The sequence below is a fragment of the Pseudomonas sp. FeN3W genome (genome assembly GCA_030263805.2).
GTDB classification, from domain to species: Bacteria; Pseudomonadota; Gammaproteobacteria; order Pseudomonadales; family Pseudomonadaceae; genus Stutzerimonas; species Stutzerimonas stutzeri_G.
The window spans coordinates 4,931,136-4,950,698 of record CP136010.1; the positions used below are offsets into that span (position 1 = coordinate 4,931,136).

The following is a 19,563-nucleotide window of genomic DNA, read 5'->3' on the forward strand; positions in this document are numbered from 1 at the left end:
TTTTCGTACGGCGGTCAGCTACGGTCAAGCGCTCTGGCTTATGGCCTGGAACGCAGCCTGCGCGGCCACTTCGCCGATCACCAGGATCGCCGGGCTCTTCAATTTGAAGGTCAGGGCATCTCGGCACATGTCGGCCAGGCTCGAACGGCATTCGCGCTGCTGCGGCAGCGAAGCGTTCTCGATCATCGCCACTGGCGTCGAAGCGGCAAGGCCACCTTCCAGCAGACCTGCCTGCACCTGCTCCAGCTTGCTGACACCCATGTACACCACCAGCGTGGTGCCGCTTTTGGCCAACGCCTGCCATTGCGGGCTGCTGTCATCCTGGGTGTGTGCGGTTACCAGGGTGACGCCGCGGGCGACGCCGCGTTGGGTCAGCGAGATGCCGCATTGCGTGGCGCCGGCCAGGCCGGCGGTGATGCCGTTGACCAGTTCGACCTCGATGCCGCGTGCCGCTAGCCATTCGGCCTCCTCGCCGCCACGGCCGAAGATGCACGGATCGCCACCCTTGAGGCGTACCACGCACTTGCCCTGGCGGGCGTAACGCAGCATCAGGCGGTGGATGAAGGCTTGCGGCGTGGAGCGGCAGCCGCCGCGCTTGCCCACCGGGATGATGCGTGCGTTGGGGCAATGTTCGAGCACGGCGGGGTTGACCAGGTCATCGATCATCACCACCTGCGCCTCGCCCAGCGCTCGTACGGCCTTGAGGGTCAGCAGTTCCGGGTCGCCGGGGCCGGCGCCTACCAGCCAGACTTTTGCGCTCATGGGGAAATCCTCGTCGGTTGGTATCAGGAAGGTGCGCGTTCCGGCTGGCTGGCCAGCAGACGCTTGATTTCGGGAACGCAGGAGCCACAGCTGGTGCCGCAACCGAGTTCCTGCTTGAGGCCGGTCAGATCGAGACCGCGCTCGATGCCTGCACGGACCTTGCTCTGGCTGACGTTCAGGCAGTTGCACAGGGTGCGGTCGGTGCTGACCTTGGCACTACCCGGCGGCGCGCTGAGCGGCGCCAGCAGCCAGCGACGCAGTTCGGCATCGGCACTGCCGCTTTCCCAGAGGCCGCGCAGCCACTGCCGGGCGGCGGTCTCGCCGGCCAGGCGCAAGGCGACGATGCGGCCGTCCTCGATGCGCACGCGCTTGCCGACGGCGCGCCTTGGGTCGTCATAGGCCAGTACCGGGCCTTCGTCGAGGCCGAGCAGGCGGTCGATGGCGTCCAGTTCGGCGGCTGTCGGCGGCGTGTGCCGGGCGGCGCGAATCAGCAGGGCCGGGCGCTCGCGTCCGCCGAGGCTGAAACTGGCGTAGTCGAAGGCTTCGAACAATGGCCGCAGCGCCTCGAAGCGTCGCTGCACATCGCCCTCGACCAGCGCGAAGAACTGCCAGGGCAGTTCGACCTGCTCGACTTCGATGCCGGCGTGCTTGAGTTCGGGCTGTTTCGACAACGGGTCGACGCTGGCCAGGGTCAATACATTGCTGCCCAGCCCCTTGAGAAAGCGATCGCCCCAGTGCATCGGCAGGAAGGCCTGGCCGGCACGCAGGCTGTCGTCCTTGTGCACCGGCAGGATCAGGCTGCCGCGACGGCTCTTGACCTTCACCAGCTGGCCGTCCAGCAGACGTCGGCGACGCATGTCCTCTGCATTCATGCCAAGCAGCGCCTCTTCGACATGGCCGAACAGCCGCGCCGCAGTGCCGGTGCGGCTCATGCCGTGCCACTGATCGCGCAGTCGGCCGGTATTGAGCGTCAGCGGGTAGCGCGCCTCGCGCTTTTCCTTCGGCGCCTGGTAGTGCTCGGCGATGAAGCGCGCGTGGCCATTGGCGGTGGGGAACACACCATCGCCATACAGTCGTGTGGTGCCCTGTTCGCTGCCCGGCGGAAACGGCCATTGCTGCGGACCGAGCGTGTCGATCAGTGTGTAGCTCAGGCCGCTGTAGTCCAGATCGCGAGCGGCGGTGAGCGGCTTGTACTCCTCGAACAGCGCCTCGGCATTCTCGAACGCGAACCGGCTCGGCTCGCCGGGGCGCAGGCGACGTTCCAGCCGTCGGGCGAAATCGCAGGTGATCGCCCAGTCGGCTCGGGCTTCGCCGGGGGCTGGCACGGCGCGGCGCACATGGCTGATGCGGCGCTCGGAGTTGGTCACGGTGCCTTCCTTTTCGCCCCAGCTCGCGGCCGGCAGCAGCAGGTCGGCGTGGCGGCAGGTTTCGGTGGTGAAGAACGCTTCCTGCACCACGACGAAGGGACAGGCGGCCAGGGCCTCATGGACTTTCTGCTGGTCGGGCAGCGACTGCGCCGGGTTGGTGCAAGCGATCCACAGCGCCTTGATCTTGCCGGCGCGCACCGCCTCGAACAGCTCGATGGCGGACAGTCCGGGCTGTTTCGGCAGCTGCTCGACACCCCAGTAGCCCGCCACTTCAGCGCGGTGTTCGGCGTTGGCCACGTCGCGGTGGCCGGGCAGCAGGTTGGACAGGCTGCCGGTTTCGCGGCCGCCCATGGCATTCGGTTGACCGGTGAGCGAGAAGGGCCCGGCGCCCGGCTTGCCGATCTGTCCGGTGGCCAGGTGCAGGTTGATCAGCGCGCTGTTCTTGGCACTGCCGGCGGTTGACTGATTCAGCCCCATGCACCACAGGGAGAGGAAGGCTGGTGCGCTTCCGATCAGCCGCGCGCAGGTTTGCAGATCATCTACCGGGATGCCGCAGAGGTCGGCGACCATCGCCGGGGTGTAGTCGCGCACCAGGCTTTTCAGCGCATCGAAGCCCTCGGTATGCGCATCGATGAAGCGCCGGTCGATCCAGCCTTCCCACATGAGGATATGCAGCAGGCCGTGGAACAGCGCAACATCGGTGCCGGGCAGGATCGGCAGGTGCAGATCGGCCAGCTCGCTGGTGTCGGTGCGCCGCGGGTCGATGACGATGAGGGTCATCTCCGGCCGCTTCGCCTTGGCTTCTTCCAGACGGCGGAACAGCACCGGGTGTGCGTAGGCCATGTTGCTGCCGGCGATCAGCAGGCAGTCGGCCTGCTCGATGTCCTCGTAGGAGCAGGGCGGGGCGTCGGCACCCAGGCTGCGCTTGTAGCCGACCACCGCCGAGGACATGCACAGTCGCGAGTTGGAATCCAGGTTGTTGGTGCCGACCAGGGCGCGGGCCAGTTTGTTGAAGGCGTAGTAGTCCTCGGTCAGCAGCTGGCCGGAGACATAGAAAGCGACGCTGTCCGGCCCGTGCTCGCGGATGGTCTCGGCGAAAACGTTGGCCGCGTGCTCCAGCGCGCTGTCCCAGTCGGTGCGACCGCGGGCCAGGCCCTTGCCCAGACGCAGCTCAGGGTAGAGCGCGCGGGCGCCCAGGTCGCCGGTCAGGTGCAGGGTCGAGCCCTTGCTGCACAGCTTGCCGAGGTTGGCCGGATGGCCGGGGTCGCCGGCCACATCGAGGATGCGCTCGCCGTCGTGCTCGATCAGCACGCCACAGCCGACTCCGCAGTAGCAGCAGGTCGAGGCGGTTGTCATACGCATGGCGTCGTCTCCTGGGAAAAGGTGCTGGTCAACTGCGGTGTGTTCAGGCCGCGCATTCCTTGCGCGGGTTCAGCGAGAGCTGCACGCGCCCGTTCTCGACGCGCGCCTCGTGGCGGTGCGCGCAGCCGACGTCTGGGGCCAGCGCCTCGCCGCTTTCCAGGTTGATCTGCCAGTTGTGCAGCGGGCAGGCGACCTGTTTGCCGTAGACGATCCCCTGCGACAGCGGGCCGCCCTTGTGCGGGCAGCGGTCGTCGAGGGCGAAGACCTGATCGTCCGCGGTGCGGAAGATCGCGATATCACCCTTGGGGCCGGCGATGATGCGCGAGCCAAGCGGGTTGATCTCATCCAGTGCGCAGATATCGAGCCAATTCATGCGGTGTCCCTCCAGATCTCAGGCGTTTTCCAGCTGCTTGACGGCGATACGGTCGAATTCCTTCTTCAGCTGTGGCTTGGAAAGCTGTTCCTGCCACGGGTCCTGCTCGAAGGAAAGCGAGAACAGCAGCCGCTGGTGCAGTGCCTGACGGCGGTCGGCATCGTCCAGCACGGCCTGCTTGATGTGGTCCATGCCGACGCGCTGCAGGTAGTGCACGGTGCGCTCAAGGTAGAAGGCTTCCTCGCGGTAGAGCTGGAGGAACGCCAGGCTGTATTGCATGACCTCCTCGGCCGTGCGGACCTTGACGAAGAACTCGCCGGCCTCGGTTTTGATGCCGCCGTTGCCGCCTATGTACAGCTCCCAGCCGGAGTCGACGCCGATGATGCCGACGTCCTTGATGCCCGATTCGGCGCAGTTGCGCGGGCAGCCGGAGACCGCCAGCTTGACCTTGTGCGGCGACCACATGTTGAACAGCGCGTGTTCCAGGTCGATGCCCATCTGCGTCGAGTTCTGCGTACCGAAGCGGCAGAACTCGCTGCCGACACAGGTCTTCACGGTGCGGATGGACTTGCCGTAGGCGTGGCCGGAGGGCATGTCGAGATCCTTCCAGACGCCCGGCAGGTCTTCCTTCCTGATCCCCAGCAGGTCGATGCGCTGGCCGCCGGTGACCTTGACCATGGGCACCTGGTACTTGTCCGCCACGTCGGCGATGCGCCGCAGTTCGGCGGCATTGGTCACGCCGCCCCACATCCGCGGCACCACGGAGTAGGTGCCGTCCTTCTGGATGTTGGCGTGGGCGCGCTCGTTGATGAAGCGCGACTGCGGATCGTCCCTGGCCTCGCCCGGCCAGGTGGAGATCAGGTAGTAGTTCAGCGCCGGACGGCAGGTGGCGCAGCCGTTGGGCGTGCGCCATTCCATGAAGGCCATGGCCGCCGGGATGCTGGTCAGGTGGTGCTCGCGGATGGCCTTGCGCACCTGGCCGTGATTGAGGTCGCTGCAGCCGCAGATGGCCTTCTCGCTCTTCGGCTTGACGTCGGCGGCGCCGCCGACGGTGTTGATCAGGATCTGTTCCACCAGGCCGGCGCAGGAACCGCAGGAACTGGCGGCCTTGGTGTGCTTCTTCACCTCGTCGACGGAGAACAGCCCGTGTTCCTGGATCGCCTTGACGATGGTGCCCTTGCACACCCCGTTGCAGCCGCAGACCTCCATGTCGTCCGGCATGGACATGGCCTTGTTCTGGCCCTGGTGGCCGGCATCGCCGATGGCACCCTCTCCAAACATCAGGTGGTCGCGGATCGCACTGACGTTCTGCCCCTCGCGCACCTGGCGGAAGTACCAGCCGCCATCGGCGGTGTCACCGTAGAGGCAAGCGCCGACCAGCACGTCGTCCTTGATCACCAGTTTCTTGTAGACACCGCCGATGGGGTCGGAGAGGGTGATGGTCTCGGTGCCGTCACCGCCGATGAAATCGCCGGCGGAGAACAGGTCGATGCCGGTGACCTTGAGCTTGGTGGAAGTCACCGAACCCAGGTAGCGGGAGAAGCCGAGCATGGCCAGGTGGTTGGCACAGACCTTGGCCTGCTCGAACAGCGGCGCGACCAGGCCGTAGGCGGTGCCGCGGTGGTTGGCACATTCGCCGACGGCGTAGATGCGCGGGTCATAGGTCTGCAGGGTGTCGTTGACCAGGATGCCGCGGTTGCACGGGATGCCGGCCTGTTCGGCCAGTTCGCTGTTGGGGCGGATGCCGGCGGCCATCACCACCAGGTCGGCGGGGATTACTTCACCGTCCTTGAACTTGACCGCGCAGACCCGGCCTTCGCCGTTGTCGAGCAGTTCGGCGGTGTGCTTGGGCAGGAGAAACTTCAGGCCGCGGCTTTCCAGCGCGCTCTGCAGCAGGGTGCCGGCGGTCCTGTCCAACTGGCGTTCCATCAGCCAGTCACCGATGTGCACTACGGTCACGTCCATGCCGCGCAGCTTGAGGCCATTGGCTGCCTCCAGGCCGAGCAGGCCGCCGCCGATGACCACCGCGTGCTTGTGGGTCTTGGCGGTGTCCATCATCACCTGGGTGTCGGCGATGTCGCGATAACCGATCACGCCCTGCAGGTCCTTGCCGGGAATCGGCAGGATGAACGGATTGGAGCCGGTGGCGATGAGCAGGCGGTCGTATTCGGCTTCGCTGCCGTCATCGGCGATGACCCGGCGGCGGGCGCGATCGATCTTCATCACCTTGCGGTTGAGCATGAGGCGGATGTCGTTCTCGGCGTACCAGTCCAGATCGTTGAGCACGATCTCTTCGAACTGCTGCTCGCCGGCCAGCACGGGGGAAAGCAGGATGCGGTTGTAGTTGGGATGCGGCTCGGCGCCGAACACCGTGATGTCGTAGAGCTCGTTGGTGAGTTTGAGCAGCTCTTCGAGGGTCCGCACGCCGGCCATTCCGTTGCCGATCATTACCAGTTTGAGTTTCTTCATGCCCGTTCTCCGTGCCGCTCGACGTCTGTCGCCCGGCCTGCTCGAATTTTTTCAACAACAAAAAAGGCGTCCCACCGGTTACCCAGTGAGGACGCCTTTGTCCGTGTCCCGCTCTGTCGGGAAACCTGCCGCTCCACGTTGAGGGCCAGGTCGTAATGATTCTTCGAGATTCTGCTTTGCAGAGGCTGTGCCAACTTGCGATTGCGCCGGTTTTCAAGGGCTTGAGCACTTGCTGTGGAGCGGCCCTGGTCGATCAGTTGCACTGATATGCAGCGGCTTGCGCCTTGATGGTGCGAATCCGCCCTGGAATCGACTCCGAAAAACGCCGTTGACAGGCTGTGGGCAGCTTTTTAAAGTTTCGCCCATGCGCCGATTTAGTCAGCTACTTGCGGGGCGCCTGGAGCCGATGGCTTCGAAATACCGCTAAAGCGCTGGTTCCGGTGTCGCCTCCCACCGCTGCCCAGCGGAATCCTCGAGGCGGAAGTTGAATTGATGAACGCAAAGCACGCCCAGTTGCGCCTGGCCCCGATCACCAGCGGCCTGCACCCCAGCAATCCGAAAATCCTGCTGGGTGGTACTCACCAACCGTCACTGTTGCGCTACCTCGAAGGTTGGCCGCGACGCCATCGCAAATCCCGCGCCCTGCTGATCCAGTTCGCCATGGCCGACGAGTCGCTGGCACGTTTCGCCAGCGACAGTTTCGACCTGGCGGTGATCCAGGCGCCTGCGGCCGAATCGCTGCAGGAGCGAATCCATGAGCTGACGCGCGTGGCGCGACAGGGGTTGATCGTTCGACGCCAGCTGTAGGGCGGGTTGCAACCCGCCGTTCGGCGCCGGACAGGGCAGCGTCCGCGCGGGTTTCACCCGCCCTACGGCTGCGCGGGATGCGTAGGGTGCGCTCTGCGCACCGCCAGCCCTCGATGCGCTCCGGAGCGCACCCTTGTATGGCTTGCCAGGTGTAGGTTGGGTTGAGGCGCGTAGCGCCGAAGCCCAACATCACACCGAAACCTCGCCCGACACCCCGCTCGTTGGGCTTCGCGGAGCTCAACCCAACCTACGGCCCGCATCGCCGCGGGGTGTGAACTCCCACAGGGGGCTGTGCGGGCTGGCTGTTGTTGTGAGAGCCCCGATCCTTTGGCAAATTCGTAGGTTGGGTTGCAACCCGCCGTTCGGAACCGGCCTGGGCACTGTCCGCGCGGGTTTTGCCCATCAGCGCACAGCATCCTCTTCCTTGCCACAGGCTGCTCCCCTGGCCTTGAACACTTTGACAACCTCGCTGACGAAGCTCACCACCAGCGTCCGTTCGTTGTCGGGCAGGTCCTGAATCATTTCCCCGATGGATTGGGCGTGATCGGCAGCGTTGGCGGGACCTGTGCGAAAAAGATCGCTCGGTGAGCATTCCAGTATCTCGGCGATCTGCTGCAGCCGGGGCAGCGTTGGCGATATCACGCCGTTTTCCATGCGGCTGATCGTTTCCTTCTCGATGCCCATGATCTCCGCTACCTGTGCCTGGGTCAGCCCTTTGGCCTTGCGGCGGACGGCGATCACCATGCCCACCTCGTACACCAGCCCTCTGTCCTTCATGCGCTTAGCCTCTCACGTCATTACATATGACGTTTTGAGTTATTTTCTGAGCGCAGGTCTCATAAACGAAGGACGTTTTACGTCAATATTATAGGCTTTAAACGTCATTTCCTGTTGACCCTCATCAGGCCCGGGAGCGATAGTTGCGCCATTAGAGTGCTATCTAGAGCGCTGCTGGGGTCGCTGGGGAAATGGAATGCTGACCAACTTGAAAATACGCACAGGGATATCGATCGTCCTCTTCACGCTGATTGCGGCGCTGCTGGTGTCGACTTTCACGGCCTGGAGAGGCGCCAGGACCAGCATGGAGCAGATTCAGAATCTGTATCAGCAGGGGATCGAGCGCGGCGGCCAGTTGCAGAAAGCCTATGCCCGTCTGTTGCGCGCCCGTATCGGTCTGGCCGGCGCCTTCCTGGAAACCGGCGCGGGGGACGTGGACAAGGCGCAGGCCACCCTGGTTATCACCCAGAGGCTGGTCGACGAAGCGGACGCCGCCTTCACCGCATTCAGCGCCGACAGCGGCGGAGATTCCTGGCAGGCGCTCGAGCAGAACCTGCGACAGACGTTCGCCCTCTACCAAGCGGTCCTGGAAGAACAGTTGCAGGCGCTGCAGTCCGGTTCGCAGAGCCTCTACATCGAGGTCAACCTGAAGGCGCGTGCCGCGAACGACGATTTCGACAAGGTGCTGCAGGCCTATGAGCAGCGTATGGACGGCCATACCACCGCGGTCATGCAGGACGCCCATGACCGTTATGCGCTGGCCTTGGTCGAGGCCGTCGCCCTGACCCTCGTGACCCTGTCGCTGGCGCTTGGCTGCTGGTGGTTCATCAGCACCCGCGTGCTCGGGCCGCTGCGCGAGGTCGGAGGCATCTTCGGCCGTATCGCCACGGGCGACCTGACCAGCCGGATCGAGGTGCGCTCGACCAACGAGATCGGCGTGCTGTTCGCCGCGCTCGCCCGCATGCAGGAAAGCCAGCGCGACACCATCGGCAGGATCGCCCATTCGTCGAACCAGCTCGCTTCGGCCGCCGAAGAGCTCAGCGCCGTCACCGAGGAATCCAACCGTGGGCTGCATCAGCAGCACCAGGAACTGGAGCAGGCGGCGACCGCGGTCAACGAGATGACCACCGCCGTCGACGAAGTGGCGCGCAACGCGGTGTCCACGGCGCAGGCCTCCAACGATTCCAACCAACTGGCGCAGCAGAGTCGCGTCCAGGTCCAGGACACCCTCGCCGAAGTGGAGGCCATGACCCGGGATATCGAGGTCACCTCGCAGCTGGTGCGGGAACTGGCCGGGCAGGCGCACAGCATCGGCACGGTGCTCGACGTGATCCGCGCCGTGTCGGAGCAGACCAACCTGCTGGCGCTCAACGCCGCCATCGAGGCCGCGCGTGCCGGCGAGGCCGGGCGCGGCTTCGCCGTGGTCGCCGACGAGGTGCGCACCCTGGCCCAGCGAACCCAGGAGTCGACCGGCGAGATCGAACAGATGATCGGCCGTATCCGCAACGGCACCGATCAGGCCGTCGAATCGATGACGGCCAGCACGCGCCGGGCGCAGTCCTCGCTGGAGTCGACCCGCGGCGCCGGCCAGACGCTGGAGGACATCTTCCAGAGCGTGATGCAGATCAACGAGCGCAACCTGGTGATCGCCAGCGCGGCGGAGGAGCAGGCCCAGGTGACGCGCGAGGTGGACCGCAACCTGATCAACATCCGCGAACTTTCCACCGCAGCCGCGGCCGGCGCCAATCAGACCAGCGCGGCCAGCAACGAGCTGTCGCGGCTGGCGGTGGAGCTCAACGAGATGGTGCTGCGCTTCAAGCTCTAGGGCTGCAAGCCGGACCACTCCTGCGGAGCCCTCTTCTATATGCCACGCGCACGCGAACTCATTGAATTGACCCGCAAGGCGCTCGCCAGCCTGCGAACGGACTCCCTGGCGGAACAGGCGGCTCTGATCTGCCAGGAAATCGAGCGTATCGCCCCGGATGCGATGGCCTTCATCCTGCGGGCCGACGAACAGGGGGCGTTGCGTCCGCTGGCCGGTTCCGGCCTGTCTGCCCGGCAGGTGCAGGCACTCGAGGGACTGGCTCTCGACGGCCTGTGCGGCATGGCCGGCGATGCGGTACTGGCCGATACGGCGGGCTCGACGCAACAGGACCTGTACGATACCGGTGCAACGCAGGACACGAAGCGTTTCTGGGCGGCTCCGGTACGCGCCGGCGGCGGCCGGGCACAGGCGATGCTGGTGATACAGTTGCAGGATGTGGCCATGCCCACTGCGCTGCATCGGAGTCTGATCGATATCTGCCTCCCGCTCTGTGCGTTGGCCCTGGAGCGTGAGGAAACTCGCGCCCGGATCGACCGGCTGACGCTCTATGACGACCTGACCGGGCTGCCCAACCGCCGCCTACTACAGGCCCGGGCCGGGCAGGCCATTGCCAAGGCGCAGCGCGACAGGAGCCCGCTCGCCGTGCTGGTCGTCGACGTCGACCGTTTCCAGCGCATCAATCATTCCCTGGGGCAGCCCGGCGGTGATGAACTGCTGCGCCTGGTCGCCCGGCGCCTCGAGGAAGGCCGACGTTTCTGCGATATCGTCGCCCACCTGTCGGCCGACGAATTCGCGCTGGTGGTGCCCTGGTGCGACGCCGAGCAGGCTGCCGCGTCGGCGCGCTGCCTGCTGGCGGCGCTGAGCAGGCCCTGCCGGATCGCCGATGTCCCGCTCGGCCTGTCGGCCTGTGTCGGAATCAGTCTGTTTCCCGGCGATGGGCAGGATGTCGATACGCTGATCCATCGCGCCGACATGGCCATGCAGCGAGCGAAGACCTGCGGATTGGGCCGCTTCTGCTTCTTCACCGAGGAGCTGCAACGTCCGGTCCTGGAGCTGTCGCTGGAAGAGGACCTGCGGGTCGCCATCGAGCGGCACCAGTTGTGCCTGCACTACCAGCCGCAGGTCTACTTCAGCGATGGCCGGTTGCGTGGCGTGGAGGCGCTGGCGCGCTGGCGCCATCCGCAACTGGGCGATATCTCGCCGGCCCGCTTCATCGTGCTGGCGGAGCAGTGCGGGCTGATCGACGTGCTCGGACGCTGGGTGCTGCAGGAGGCCAGCCGCCAACTGGCCGACTGGCGGCGCCGGGGACTGGCTGTCCCGGCGATCTCGATCAACCTGTCGCCCTCCAATTTTCACGACCCCGGGCTGCCGGCGACGATTGCCCGCACGCTCGCGCAACACGGCATCCGGCCCGCCGAGCTGATGCTGGAAATAACCGAAAGCGTGTTGATGGATACCACTCCCGCTTTCCTGAAGATCCTGCGCGAGGTTCACGAGCTGGGCGTCCTGCTGTCGATGGACGATTTCGGCACCGGCTTCTCCAGCCTGAGCCACCTGCATCGCCTGCCCGTGCAGGAGCTCAAGCTGGATCGCAGCTTCGTCTTCGACCTGGAACACGATGCTGCCAGCCGGACCCTGAGCGATGCCGTGCTGCGCCTCGGCGAGAGCCTGCAGCTGTCGGTGGTGGCCGAAGGGATCGAGACCGAGGCGCAACGGCGCATCCTGATGCAGATGGGCTATCGGCTGGGGCAGGGCTATCTGTTCTCCGCGCCCCTGCCGCCCGCGGAACTGGAGGCATGGCTGGCCGCCAAGCCCGGGCAGGCGCGGCACCTTGCCGATGCCGTCGTGCCCGACTGAAGCCTCTTGCTGCTCATGGCGGTACTTGCCCCAGCACTATCAGGATCAGGTTCAGCAGCAGCGAAATCAGCGCCACGCTGCGCCATACCCTGAGCGGCTCACGTTCGAGCAGCGGGCGTGGCCGAAGGCTGGCGCTGCGCTGTTCGCCTTGTTCCAGCTCAAGCAGCCATTGCTCGGCGGTTTCGAAGCGCTGCCGTGGATCGACCGCCAGGGCACGGCCGAGACTTTCCTCCAGCCAGGTCGGTACGTCCGGGCGATAGCGGCTGGCCGGTGTCGGATTGCCGAAGCGCGGGTGCTGGAAGGCTTCGATCTCGCCGTAAGGGTAGTGGCCGGTCAGCAGGTAATAGAGTGTCACGCCGGTCGCGTAGAGATCCTGCGCCGTGTTGGGTTCGGCGCCTGTGAATGCCTCCGGGGCAATGAAGCTCGGGGTTCCGGGCAGGTGATTGGGTAGATCGCGAGACAGCCCGGGGCAGAACGCCAGGCCGAAATCCAGGATGCGCAGCTCGCCGTCCTCACTCAGCAGCAGGTTTTCCGGCTTGATGTCGCGGTGCAGGATGTTGCGCCGATGCAGCATGCCCACCGCGCGGATCAGCCGGGACGCGACCTGCAGCAGATCGGCCAGTGGCAGCGGGCCGTCCCGCTCGAAGCGTCGCGCCAGGGTCGTCCCGCTGTACTCACGCTGCACGTAATAGAGGTGTTGGCGTTCTGGTAGCGGATGCAGTTCGGCGAAGTTGCGCCCGGCGACCCGACGCATGAACCACTCTTCCTGCAGCAACGCCGGCCCGGCGTCCGCCTCGTCCTGCCTGCTGGGTGGCAGCGTCTTCAACAGCCAGGCCTGGCCTTGAGCATCATGCACTTGGTAGATCAGCGACTGCCGCGACTCGTGCAGCAGTGCATACACCTGCCAGCCCTCGAACAGCTGGCCGGGGCGCAGCTTCGGCGGCAACGGCCAGTGATCGAGCTGGGCGAGGGCGTCTGCCAGCACCGCTTCGGGCAGCGCCTCGACGCGCAGCAACAAGGCACTGGCGTTGTCCTGGCTGCCGCTCTGGTGCGCCAGATTGACCAGCGCTCGTGCCGCGGCGCCGAGGTCAGGTTGATCGTGCAGGATATGCGCGATGTCGCGCTCGGGGACGAAGGACCAGACACCGTCGCTCAGCAGCAGGTAGCTTTCGCCTTCCTGCAGCTCGCCGTCGAGGTAGTCCATCACCAGGTGTTGATCCAGCCCCAGCGCACGCTTGAGCACATGCTGCATGCCCGACTGTTCCCAGACGTGATCTTCGCTGAGTCGCTCGAGCTGCGAGCCGTTCCAGCGGTAGGCGCGGCAATCGCCGACATGGGCCAGGGTGAAGCGCCGACCCCGCAGCACCAGCGCGGTGAGGGTGGTCAGCAGTGGCTGACTGCCGCCGTTGGCCTGCAGCCAGCGGTTGTGCGCCACCAGCACGCGATCCAGCGATTGCGCGACGGCCCAGGTTTCCGGTGTCGCGTAGTAGTCGAAGGCCAGCGCCTGCAAGGTCGCCCGCGCGGCCAGTCCGCCATCGGCGCACTGGCTGACGCCATCGGCCAGGGCGAACAGGTAGCCCTTGCCAGTCGCCAGCCCGGGTGCCGGGGTGACGATGCGTATCGCGTCCTGGTTTTCCGGGCGCGGTCCGGCGGCGCTGGCCTCGCCATAGCTCAATCGCAGGGGCATGGTCGTTCTCGAATGACTGCGTACTGCAGCAGAGCAATATTCGCGCCCTGCAAGATCCGCGTGGACATCACACCCGCGCCGCGGTTACCGCAGCCGAACCCCAGGTGGTGCGCCAGCGACGCTTGACCCCATGCAGGCCGAACCAGGCCAGCACACCGAGGCTGGCGAACAGCCAGAGGCCGAGCTGGTAGTCACCGGTCGATTGCTTGACCGCGCCCAGTCCGGCGGTGAGCAGAAAACCACCGATACCGCCGGCCATGCCGACCAGCCCGGTCATCACGCCGATTTCCTTGTTGAAACGCTGCGGTACCAGCTGGAACACCGCACCATTGCCGGCACCGAGGCTGAGCATGGCGACCACGAACAGCGCCAGGGCAGCCGTGGAGCTTGGCAGGTTGAAGCCAACCGCGGCGATGCAGATGGCTGCGACCGTGTACATCACCAGCAGTGCGCGAATGCCGCCGATGCGATCGGCCAGCGCGCCGCCCAGTGGCCGCAACAGGCTGCCGGCGAACACACAGGCGGCGGTGTAGTAGCCGGCCTTGACCGGGTCGAAGGCGTACTGGTCGTGGAAATAGCCGGGCAGGGTGCTGGCCAGGCCGAGAAAGCCGCCGAAGGTCACGCTGTAGAAGAACATGAACCACCAGCTGTCGCGGTCGCCCAGCGCCTTCATGTAGTCGGCCAGCGATTTCGGTGCCGGGCGGTTGGGCGCATTCTTCGCCACGCTGGCGAAGATGATCAGGGTGAGAACTAGCGGGATCAGCGCCAGGCCGAACACGTTGTTCCAACCGAAGATCGTCGCCAGGACTGGCGCAAACAGGGCCGCCAGCACGGTGCCGGAGTTACCGGCACCGGCGATGCCCATGGCCTTGCCCTGGTGCTCGGCCGGATACCACTGCGAGGCCAGCGGCAGCGCCACGGCAAAGGAGGCACCGGCCATGCCGAGGCACAGGCCGAGCAGCAGCGCTTGTTCGTAGCTGTGGATGCCATGCAGCCAGGCGACGAACAGCGCGACGATGACGACGCTCTGGCCGAACAGGCCGGCGGTTTTCGGCGAGGTGCGATCGGCGAGGATGCCCAGCGCCAGACGTAGTACCGCACCGGCCAGGATCGGCGTGGCGACCATGAAGGCGCGTTGCTGGGTGGTCAGGCCGAGATCGGCGGCGATCTGCACACCCAGCGGGCCAAGCACGTACCACACCATGAAACTCAGGTCGAAGTAGAGGAAGGAGGCAAACAGGGTCGGCGCATGGCCGGCTTTCCAGAAACTCGTGCTCATTGGATCGGCTCCAGGGCGTTCGTGGCGCGGCGTTGGCCGCCAGGGCTGCTCGATCCGCCTCGTCTTCGAGGCGGAAAACAAAAAGGCGCCGCAGCACGCCTGCCGGAGCAGGAATGATGCGACGCCTTTGTCGTGTACGCAGACCGCCGTTGGCCTGCCTGGAGCGGAACTAGCATCTAGCGTGCCAGTCTGCAGAGGCCGCCGATTCTGTGCGTTCCACGCGCTGAACAGGCGCTGCTTGGCGGCCAGGCGCACAGATAGCGCGCAACCGCGCGCCAAACCAGGGCAGCGCATCTCGTAAAACCCAGGCGCGCTTGCTGTTAGTCTTGAACGGCTTTTGCCAAGGAGCGAGCGATGCCCCTGATTGCGACCCTGACTCTTAATCCGGCGATGGACCTTTCGGTCGCCACCGCCCGGGTGGTGAATACCGACAAGCTGCGTTGCTCGCTGCCGCGCCATGACCCGGGCGGTGGCGGCATCAACGTCGCGCGTGTGGTCAAGACGCTGGGGGGCAAGGCGCTGGCCATCTACCCGGCGGGCGGCCCGTTCGGCGAACTCCTGCAGCGCTCGCTGGACGAGCTCGGCCTGGTGCATCGGCCGGTGCCCATCGCGGGCGACACGCGGGAAAGCTTTACCGTGGACGAACTGGAAACGGGGCTGCAATACCGCTTCGTGCTACCCGGGCCGGTGCTCACGCCGGAGGAACTGCAGCGCTGCCTGGATACCCTGGTGGCGCTGCGGCCGGCGCCGCAATACCTGGTGCTCAGCGGCAGCTTTCCGCCCGGCGTGGGCGTCGGCTTCTTCGACGAGTTGCGGGGTTTGGCCCGGCGCATCGGCGCCCGGCTGGTGGTGGACCTGTCCGGCGAGCCCCTGGCGTATGCGGCCCGCCAGGGCGGCGCCTACCTGATGAAGCCGAGCCTCAACGAACTGGCCAGCATCATGGGCCATCCGGTGACCGACGAAGCCCGGCAGGAGGAGGCGCTGCGCAGCCTGATCGCACGGGGCAGCGCCGAGATCGTGGTGCTGTCGCTGGGTGCGGAGGGCGCGCTGGTCGCCTGCGGCGATTACCTGGAGCGGCTGCCCTCGCCGCAGGTACCGGTGGTCAGTGCGGTGGGGGCAGGCGACAGCATGCTCGGGGCCATCGTCCTGGCCCTGGCCGAAGGCCGCGAACTCGGCGATGCCGTGCGTTGCGGCGTCGCCGCCGGCGCCGCAACGGTGATGCGCCCGGGAACCGAGCTCTGCCATCGCGAGGATGTGCAGCGGCTGATTGCCGAACTGGGTCGCACGGGCCCCTGGGGCGTCGCGTAGGTTGGGTTGAGCCTGCGAAGCCCAACGAGCGAGGTATCAGGCGATACATTCGCAATATGGATTTCTCGGCTACGGGAAGCCGACCTGGGCTCCGTGCGATGTTGGGCTTCGCCGCTGCGCGGCTCAACCCAACCTACGTCGCTCAACGCCAACCTGCCCGACAGCCCCTAGTCGATCCGGTTGACCCGCGGAAACTTGCCGGCGAACGCTTCGGGCATGGCGACGACGCGGCTTTGGCCATAGTCGTAGAAGACGAAACCGGACTTGGCCATGGCGATCAGTGTGCCGTCGGCAGGGCGGGTGATGCGGAAGATGATATCGCCGCCGTACTTGTTGAAATCCATCACGCCGACTTCGAACAGCAGCGCATCACGGGCATGGGCTTCGGCTTTGTAGGTCGTGGCGAGGTCGGTCACGATGATCCCGGCACCGTCCTGGCGGGTTTCGGCCACGCCGTAGGCGAACAGGAAGCGCGCCCGCGCCTCGGAAATCATCGAGATCATCGAATCGTTGGCCAGATGGTTGCCGGCGTTGATGTCGGTGATTCGCACGGTGAGCTGGGTGGAAAAGCAGTACTGGTCTTCCGGGAAATGCAGGGTAAGACGCGCCATGGGTCGCTCGGTAATCGGTCGAAGGCGCGCATTCTAGCGCTGTGTCATTCGCCCAGGTTAGATGCGCGACGCGAATGGGTTGGATGTGTAGCGAGCCCCAGCACGTGGTCATGCGTGCGCGGCGGCTCTTACAAATGGGGCTGACCAGGCAACCTCGATCGGTCAGCCTGCCCGATGCAAGTCATGCTGCGCTTGTGCGCCACTATGCTGCAGACGCTGCTGGATCAACTGCAGACGCGCGTCGATGAAGGGAGTGACCAAGGCAAAGCATTCGGGCGGGCTCAGTCTCGGTTGGGCTGCATGGATCACGCTGCGCTCCAGCTTGGCGACCAGCCGCTTCAGCTCCATATCGGTGTCTGTACCCATGCGCCGACAGAGTGCCTTCAGGCGCTTTTGCAAGGTTGGCGTGCAGCCGCCCTGATTCGAGGCGACGACGCAGAGGCCGCGCAGGCGTGCCACGTCTTCCAGCTCGCGGCAGGCGCGAGCGACCTGGGCGGGTTCGCTGCTTGAGATCGGCGTGCGTCGTTCAAGCGCCTCGATAAGGGTTTCGATCAGGGCGCTATGCCCATCGAAATCGGCGGGGTTGTTGCGCAGAACCAGCCAGCCTTCGGTTATCGAATACGCATCGGGCAGGGCGCTGCGCTGTTGCAGACGTTGCGTCAGGCTGCTCGCGAGCGCACAGCGCAGCGCCACCGCGGTGGGTTCGCTCTGCACGCCCAGGCCGCGATGCTGTTGCAGCAGGCGGAGAATCTCCAGGTCTTCCTGAACTGCCAGCAGGCGCAACTGAGTAACGCGCCGGGAATGTTGCGCGGTGGCCATGCCGTTCAGATAGTGACCCAGTATCAGCAGTGCACAGGCGATCGCCAAGGTCGCGGTGATGGTCATTCTGCAAATATCCCTGAGGTGAGCGCGCGGCACTGCCGCGCGGGCAACAAAAAAGCGTCCGGACCGGCATGTCGAAACATGCGGTGCAGGGACGCCTTCGTCTTTGCCGGACGCCTTCGTTGGCTCGGCCAATCCATCTAGCAAGCTGCTTGCCAGCCTGCCGCTTGCTGCATTTTTTTGCTGTATTCCGCATCGTGGCTGATGTCGGCGTTTGCAGCGGTCTCACGATCCATACCGAGGGGCTGAGAAAACACGCTTGCCGTTGGTGCGCTTGGTCAAGCGGTTGCACTACGGGCGGGCAGCTCACTGCCCAAGCAGTTCGTTCATGGCGATGATCTGTTCGGCGACCTGGATCAGCTTCTGCTGACGACTCATCGCCTGGCGACGCATCAGGGTGTAGGCCTCTTCCTCCTTGCAGTCGCGCATCTTCATCAGCATGCCTTTGGCCAGCTCGATGCGTTTGCGTTCGGCGAGTTGTTGCTCACGGGCCTGCAACTGCGCGCGGATCGCCTGGTCGGTCTCGAAACGCGCCATCGCCACATCGAGGATCGGCTTGAGCCGCTGGGCCTGAATACCCTCGACGATATAAGCGCTGACCCCCGCGCGGATGGCTTGGCGCATGGCATTCGGGTCACTGTCGTCGGTGAACATGACGATGGGGCGTGGTTGATCGCGGCTGACCAGCACCACTTGCTCGAGCACGTCGCGGCCGGGTGAGTCGGTGTCGATCAGCACCACGTCAGGGCGGATCGCCTCGACCCGTTCGGGCAGATCGATGGTCAGGCCGGATTCATCGATGACTTCGAAGCCGGCCTCGATCAGCGCGCTTCGCAGGCGCCCGATCTTGCGTGGGGTATCGTCGATCAGCAGGATGCGCAACATGCCTGAGCCCCTCGTCAAAGTGCAGCCGCCACGGCCTGATCGGCCATGGCGTGCAGCGGGAAGCTGCGGGCATAGGCTGCCGGATCGCTGCCGTCCCAGGTCTTGCCATCCATCAGCGTGGCGTTGCGCACGGGCGACTCCGGCGCGGTGATACCCAGCGCTTCGGCGGCCTGTCGATACAGCGCGATCTGTTGCACCTGGCTTGCGACCAACTGGTAGTCAGGGTCCTGACGCAACAGGCCCCAGCGCCGCAGCTGGGTCATGAACCAGAGACCGTCGGAAAGGTAGGGCATGTTCGCTGCGCCATCGGCAAAGAAGCGCAGCGGGTGTTGGTCATTCCAGGCGTTGCCCAGCCCATCCTGATACGAACCGAGAAAGCGTGATTCGATGGCTGCCAGCGGCGCGTTGACATACTCGCTCCCGGCAATCAGCTGCGCGGTACTGCGGCGATTTTCCTGGCTCTGGTCGATGAAACGGCTTGCTTCGAGCACTGCCATCACCAGTGCGCGCGCGGTGTTGGGGTACTGCTCGACGAATGCGCGGGTGCAGCCGAGCACCTTTTCCGGATGATCCGGCCAGATCGACTGACTGGTTGCGAGGGTGAAGCCGACCCCCTCGGCGATCGCCTGCGCGCCCCAGGGCTCGCCGGCGCAGAAGCCGTCGATGCGCCCGGCCTGCAGGTACGCCACCATCTGCGATGGCGGCAGCACCAGCGTTCGTACATCCTGCAGCGGGTGGATACCATTGGCGGCCAGCCAGTAGTAGAGCCACAGCGCGTGGGTGCCGGTGGGGAAAGTGTGCGCGAGGGTCAGGCGCGCACCGCTTTGGCGCACGCTGTTGCGCAGTGCCTCGGGATTGGTCACGCCGGCTGCCTTCAGCGGAGCCGACAGGTTGATGCTCTGGCCGTTCTGCGCAAGCCCCATGAGCACCGCCATATCCACCGCGGGGCTGCCGCCGATGCCCAGATGTACGGCATAGATCAGTCCGTACAGACCGTGCGCTGCGTCCAGTTCGCCGCCAATCAGCTTGTCGCGCAGGCCCGACCAGGAGTTCTGTCGGTGCAGGTTGAGCGTCAGGCCGAAGGGCTGGGCGAAGCCCTGAGTGGCGGCGACGATCAGCGAGGCGGCATCGGTAAGTGGCAGAAAGCCAAGGTTGAGCGAGCTCTTTTCCGGTGCATCGCTGCCGGCGACCCAGGCCAGTGCATCGTGGCGGTGCGGCGTAGAGGGTTCGGACATGCTGGGTAGGCCTTTCGATTGCGAAGCGTGCGACACAGGCAACCCTGCGCGACCGCTCAGGAGTGGTCTATGCCAAG

16 protein-coding genes are annotated in these 19,563 nt (G+C 65.5%); 4 read left to right on the forward strand and 12 right to left on the reverse strand.

Annotation, left to right across the window (positions count from 1 at the left end; translation table 11 throughout):
- Positions 1-24 precede the first annotated feature (24 nt).
- Genes cobA through P5704_023370 form a run of 5 tightly spaced genes read right to left on the reverse strand, consistent with a single transcriptional unit; the run spans position 25 to position 6,596 of the window.
- A complete protein-coding gene (cobA, locus tag P5704_023350) occupies positions 25-762 on the reverse strand; it encodes a uroporphyrinogen-III C-methyltransferase (GenBank protein WOF78890.1) in 738 nt (245 codons plus the stop codon).
- A 23-nt stretch (positions 763-785) separates the two neighbouring features.
- Positions 786-3,491 carry a molybdopterin-dependent oxidoreductase gene (locus P5704_023355; protein ID WOF78891.1) on the reverse strand — a complete coding sequence of 902 codons (2,706 nt, stop codon included), beginning with the start codon at positions 3,489-3,491 and terminating at the stop codon, positions 786-788.
- Between the two features lie 43 nt (positions 3,492-3,534).
- Complete coding sequence (nirD, locus tag P5704_023360) at positions 3,535-3,864, reverse strand: nitrite reductase small subunit NirD (GenBank protein WOF78892.1); 330 nt, start codon at positions 3,862-3,864, stop codon at positions 3,535-3,537.
- Between the two features lie 18 nt (positions 3,865-3,882).
- Complete coding sequence (gene nirB, locus P5704_023365) at positions 3,883-6,333, reverse strand: nitrite reductase large subunit NirB (GenBank protein ID WOF78893.1); 2,451 nt, start codon at positions 6,331-6,333, stop codon at positions 3,883-3,885.
- On the reverse strand, positions 6,330-6,596 hold the full coding sequence (locus P5704_023370) for a hypothetical protein (GenBank protein ID WOF78894.1): 267 nt from the start codon (positions 6,594-6,596) through the stop codon (positions 6,330-6,332). Before P5704_023370 ends, nirB begins: the two co-directional genes overlap by 4 nt.
- 229 nt (positions 6,597-6,825) lie before the next feature.
- Here P5704_023370 and P5704_023375 point away from each other — a divergent pair, with 229 nt between their 5' ends.
- Positions 6,826-7,140 carry a class I SAM-dependent methyltransferase gene (locus P5704_023375; GenBank protein WOF78895.1) on the forward strand — a complete coding sequence of 105 codons (315 nt, stop codon included), beginning with the start codon at positions 6,826-6,828 and terminating at the stop codon, positions 7,138-7,140.
- A 402-nt stretch (positions 7,141-7,542) separates the two neighbouring features.
- On the opposite strand, the gene P5704_023380 is transcribed toward P5704_023375, so the two are convergent.
- Complete coding sequence (locus P5704_023380; protein ID WOF78896.1) at positions 7,543-7,884, reverse strand: helix-turn-helix transcriptional regulator; 342 nt, start codon at positions 7,882-7,884, stop codon at positions 7,543-7,545.
- Between the two features lie 229 nt (positions 7,885-8,113).
- Here P5704_023380 and P5704_023385 point away from each other — a divergent pair, with 229 nt between their 5' ends.
- Entirely contained in the window at positions 8,114-9,742 is a 1,629-nt protein-coding gene (locus P5704_023385) for a methyl-accepting chemotaxis protein (GenBank protein WOF78897.1), read from the forward strand.
- Between the two features lie 39 nt (positions 9,743-9,781).
- Positions 9,782-11,599, forward strand: coding sequence for an EAL domain-containing protein (locus tag P5704_023390; protein WOF78898.1), 1,818 nt, complete (start codon positions 9,782-9,784; stop codon positions 11,597-11,599).
- Between the two features lie 13 nt (positions 11,600-11,612).
- Here P5704_023390 and P5704_023395 read toward each other — a convergent pair whose 3' ends face one another.
- Positions 11,613-13,286, reverse strand: coding sequence for a bifunctional protein-serine/threonine kinase/phosphatase (locus P5704_023395; GenBank protein WOF78899.1), 1,674 nt, complete (start codon positions 13,284-13,286; stop codon positions 11,613-11,615).
- Positions 13,287-13,353: 67 nt separating this feature from the next.
- Positions 13,354-14,565, reverse strand: a complete 1,212-nt coding sequence (locus tag P5704_023400) for a nitrate/nitrite transporter (GenBank protein WOF78900.1) — start codon at positions 14,563-14,565, stop codon at positions 13,354-13,356.
- A 354-nt stretch (positions 14,566-14,919) separates the two neighbouring features.
- Between P5704_023400 and P5704_023405 the strand changes: the two genes are divergently transcribed.
- Positions 14,920-15,873 (forward strand): 1-phosphofructokinase family hexose kinase, encoded by a 954-nt coding sequence (locus P5704_023405; GenBank protein ID WOF78901.1) that lies wholly within the window; start codon positions 14,920-14,922, stop codon positions 15,871-15,873.
- A gap of 167 nt (positions 15,874-16,040) precedes the next feature.
- On the opposite strand, the gene P5704_023410 is transcribed toward P5704_023405, so the two are convergent.
- The 4 genes from P5704_023410 to P5704_023425 all read right to left on the reverse strand — a co-directional run bounded on the left by P5704_023410 (position 16,041) and on the right by P5704_023425 (position 19,486).
- Positions 16,041-16,484: a thioesterase family protein gene (locus P5704_023410; protein WOF78902.1), complete on the reverse strand. Its 444-nt coding sequence runs from the start codon at positions 16,482-16,484 to the stop codon at positions 16,041-16,043.
- A 162-nt stretch (positions 16,485-16,646) separates the two neighbouring features.
- The gene (locus P5704_023415; protein ID WOF78903.1) at positions 16,647-17,369 is read right to left on the reverse strand and encodes a hypothetical protein; all 723 of its coding nucleotides are present in this window, start codon (positions 17,367-17,369) and stop codon (positions 16,647-16,649) included.
- 303 nt (positions 17,370-17,672) lie between these two features.
- Positions 17,673-18,251 carry an ANTAR domain-containing protein gene (locus tag P5704_023420; protein WOF78904.1) on the reverse strand — a complete coding sequence of 193 codons (579 nt, stop codon included), beginning with the start codon at positions 18,249-18,251 and terminating at the stop codon, positions 17,673-17,675.
- Between the two features lie 14 nt (positions 18,252-18,265).
- A complete protein-coding gene (locus P5704_023425; protein ID WOF78905.1) occupies positions 18,266-19,486 on the reverse strand; it encodes a CmpA/NrtA family ABC transporter substrate-binding protein in 1,221 nt (406 codons plus the stop codon).
- Positions 19,487-19,563 lie beyond the last annotated feature (77 nt).

Bases quoted from the DNA above. Each gene is read 5' to 3' on its own strand.
- P5704_023355 (WOF78891.1), bottom strand. From the start codon at position 3,491: ATGCGTATGACAACCGCCTCGACCTGCTGCTACTGCGGAGTCGGCTGT.
- P5704_023425 (WOF78905.1), bottom strand. From the start codon at position 19,486: ATGTCCGAACCCTCTACGCCGCACCGCCACGATGCACTGGCCTGGGTC.
- P5704_023390 (WOF78898.1), top strand. From the start codon at position 9,782: ATGCCACGCGCACGCGAACTCATTGAATTGACCCGCAAGGCGCTCGCC.
- P5704_023385 (WOF78897.1), top strand. From the start codon at position 8,114: ATGCTGACCAACTTGAAAATACGCACAGGGATATCGATCGTCCTCTTC.
- P5704_023395 (WOF78899.1), bottom strand. From the start codon at position 13,286: ATGCCCCTGCGATTGAGCTATGGCGAGGCCAGCGCCGCCGGACCGCGC.
- cobA (WOF78890.1), bottom strand. From the start codon at position 762: ATGAGCGCAAAAGTCTGGCTGGTAGGCGCCGGCCCCGGCGACCCGGAA.
- P5704_023415 (WOF78903.1), bottom strand. From the start codon at position 17,369: ATGACCATCACCGCGACCTTGGCGATCGCCTGTGCACTGCTGATACTG.
- nirD (WOF78892.1), bottom strand. From the start codon at position 3,864: ATGAATTGGCTCGATATCTGCGCACTGGATGAGATCAACCCGCTTGGC.
- P5704_023405 (WOF78901.1), top strand. From the start codon at position 14,920: ATGCCCCTGATTGCGACCCTGACTCTTAATCCGGCGATGGACCTTTCG.
- nirB (WOF78893.1), bottom strand. From the start codon at position 6,333: ATGAAGAAACTCAAACTGGTAATGATCGGCAACGGAATGGCCGGCGTG.
- P5704_023420 (WOF78904.1), bottom strand. From the start codon at position 18,251: ATGTTGCGCATCCTGCTGATCGACGATACCCCACGCAAGATCGGGCGC.
- P5704_023380 (WOF78896.1), bottom strand. From the start codon at position 7,884: ATGGTGATCGCCGTCCGCCGCAAGGCCAAAGGGCTGACCCAGGCACAG.
- P5704_023375 (WOF78895.1), top strand. From the start codon at position 6,826: ATGAACGCAAAGCACGCCCAGTTGCGCCTGGCCCCGATCACCAGCGGC.
- P5704_023410 (WOF78902.1), bottom strand. From the start codon at position 16,484: ATGGCGCGTCTTACCCTGCATTTCCCGGAAGACCAGTACTGCTTTTCC.
- P5704_023400 (WOF78900.1), bottom strand. From the start codon at position 14,565: ATGAGCACGAGTTTCTGGAAAGCCGGCCATGCGCCGACCCTGTTTGCC.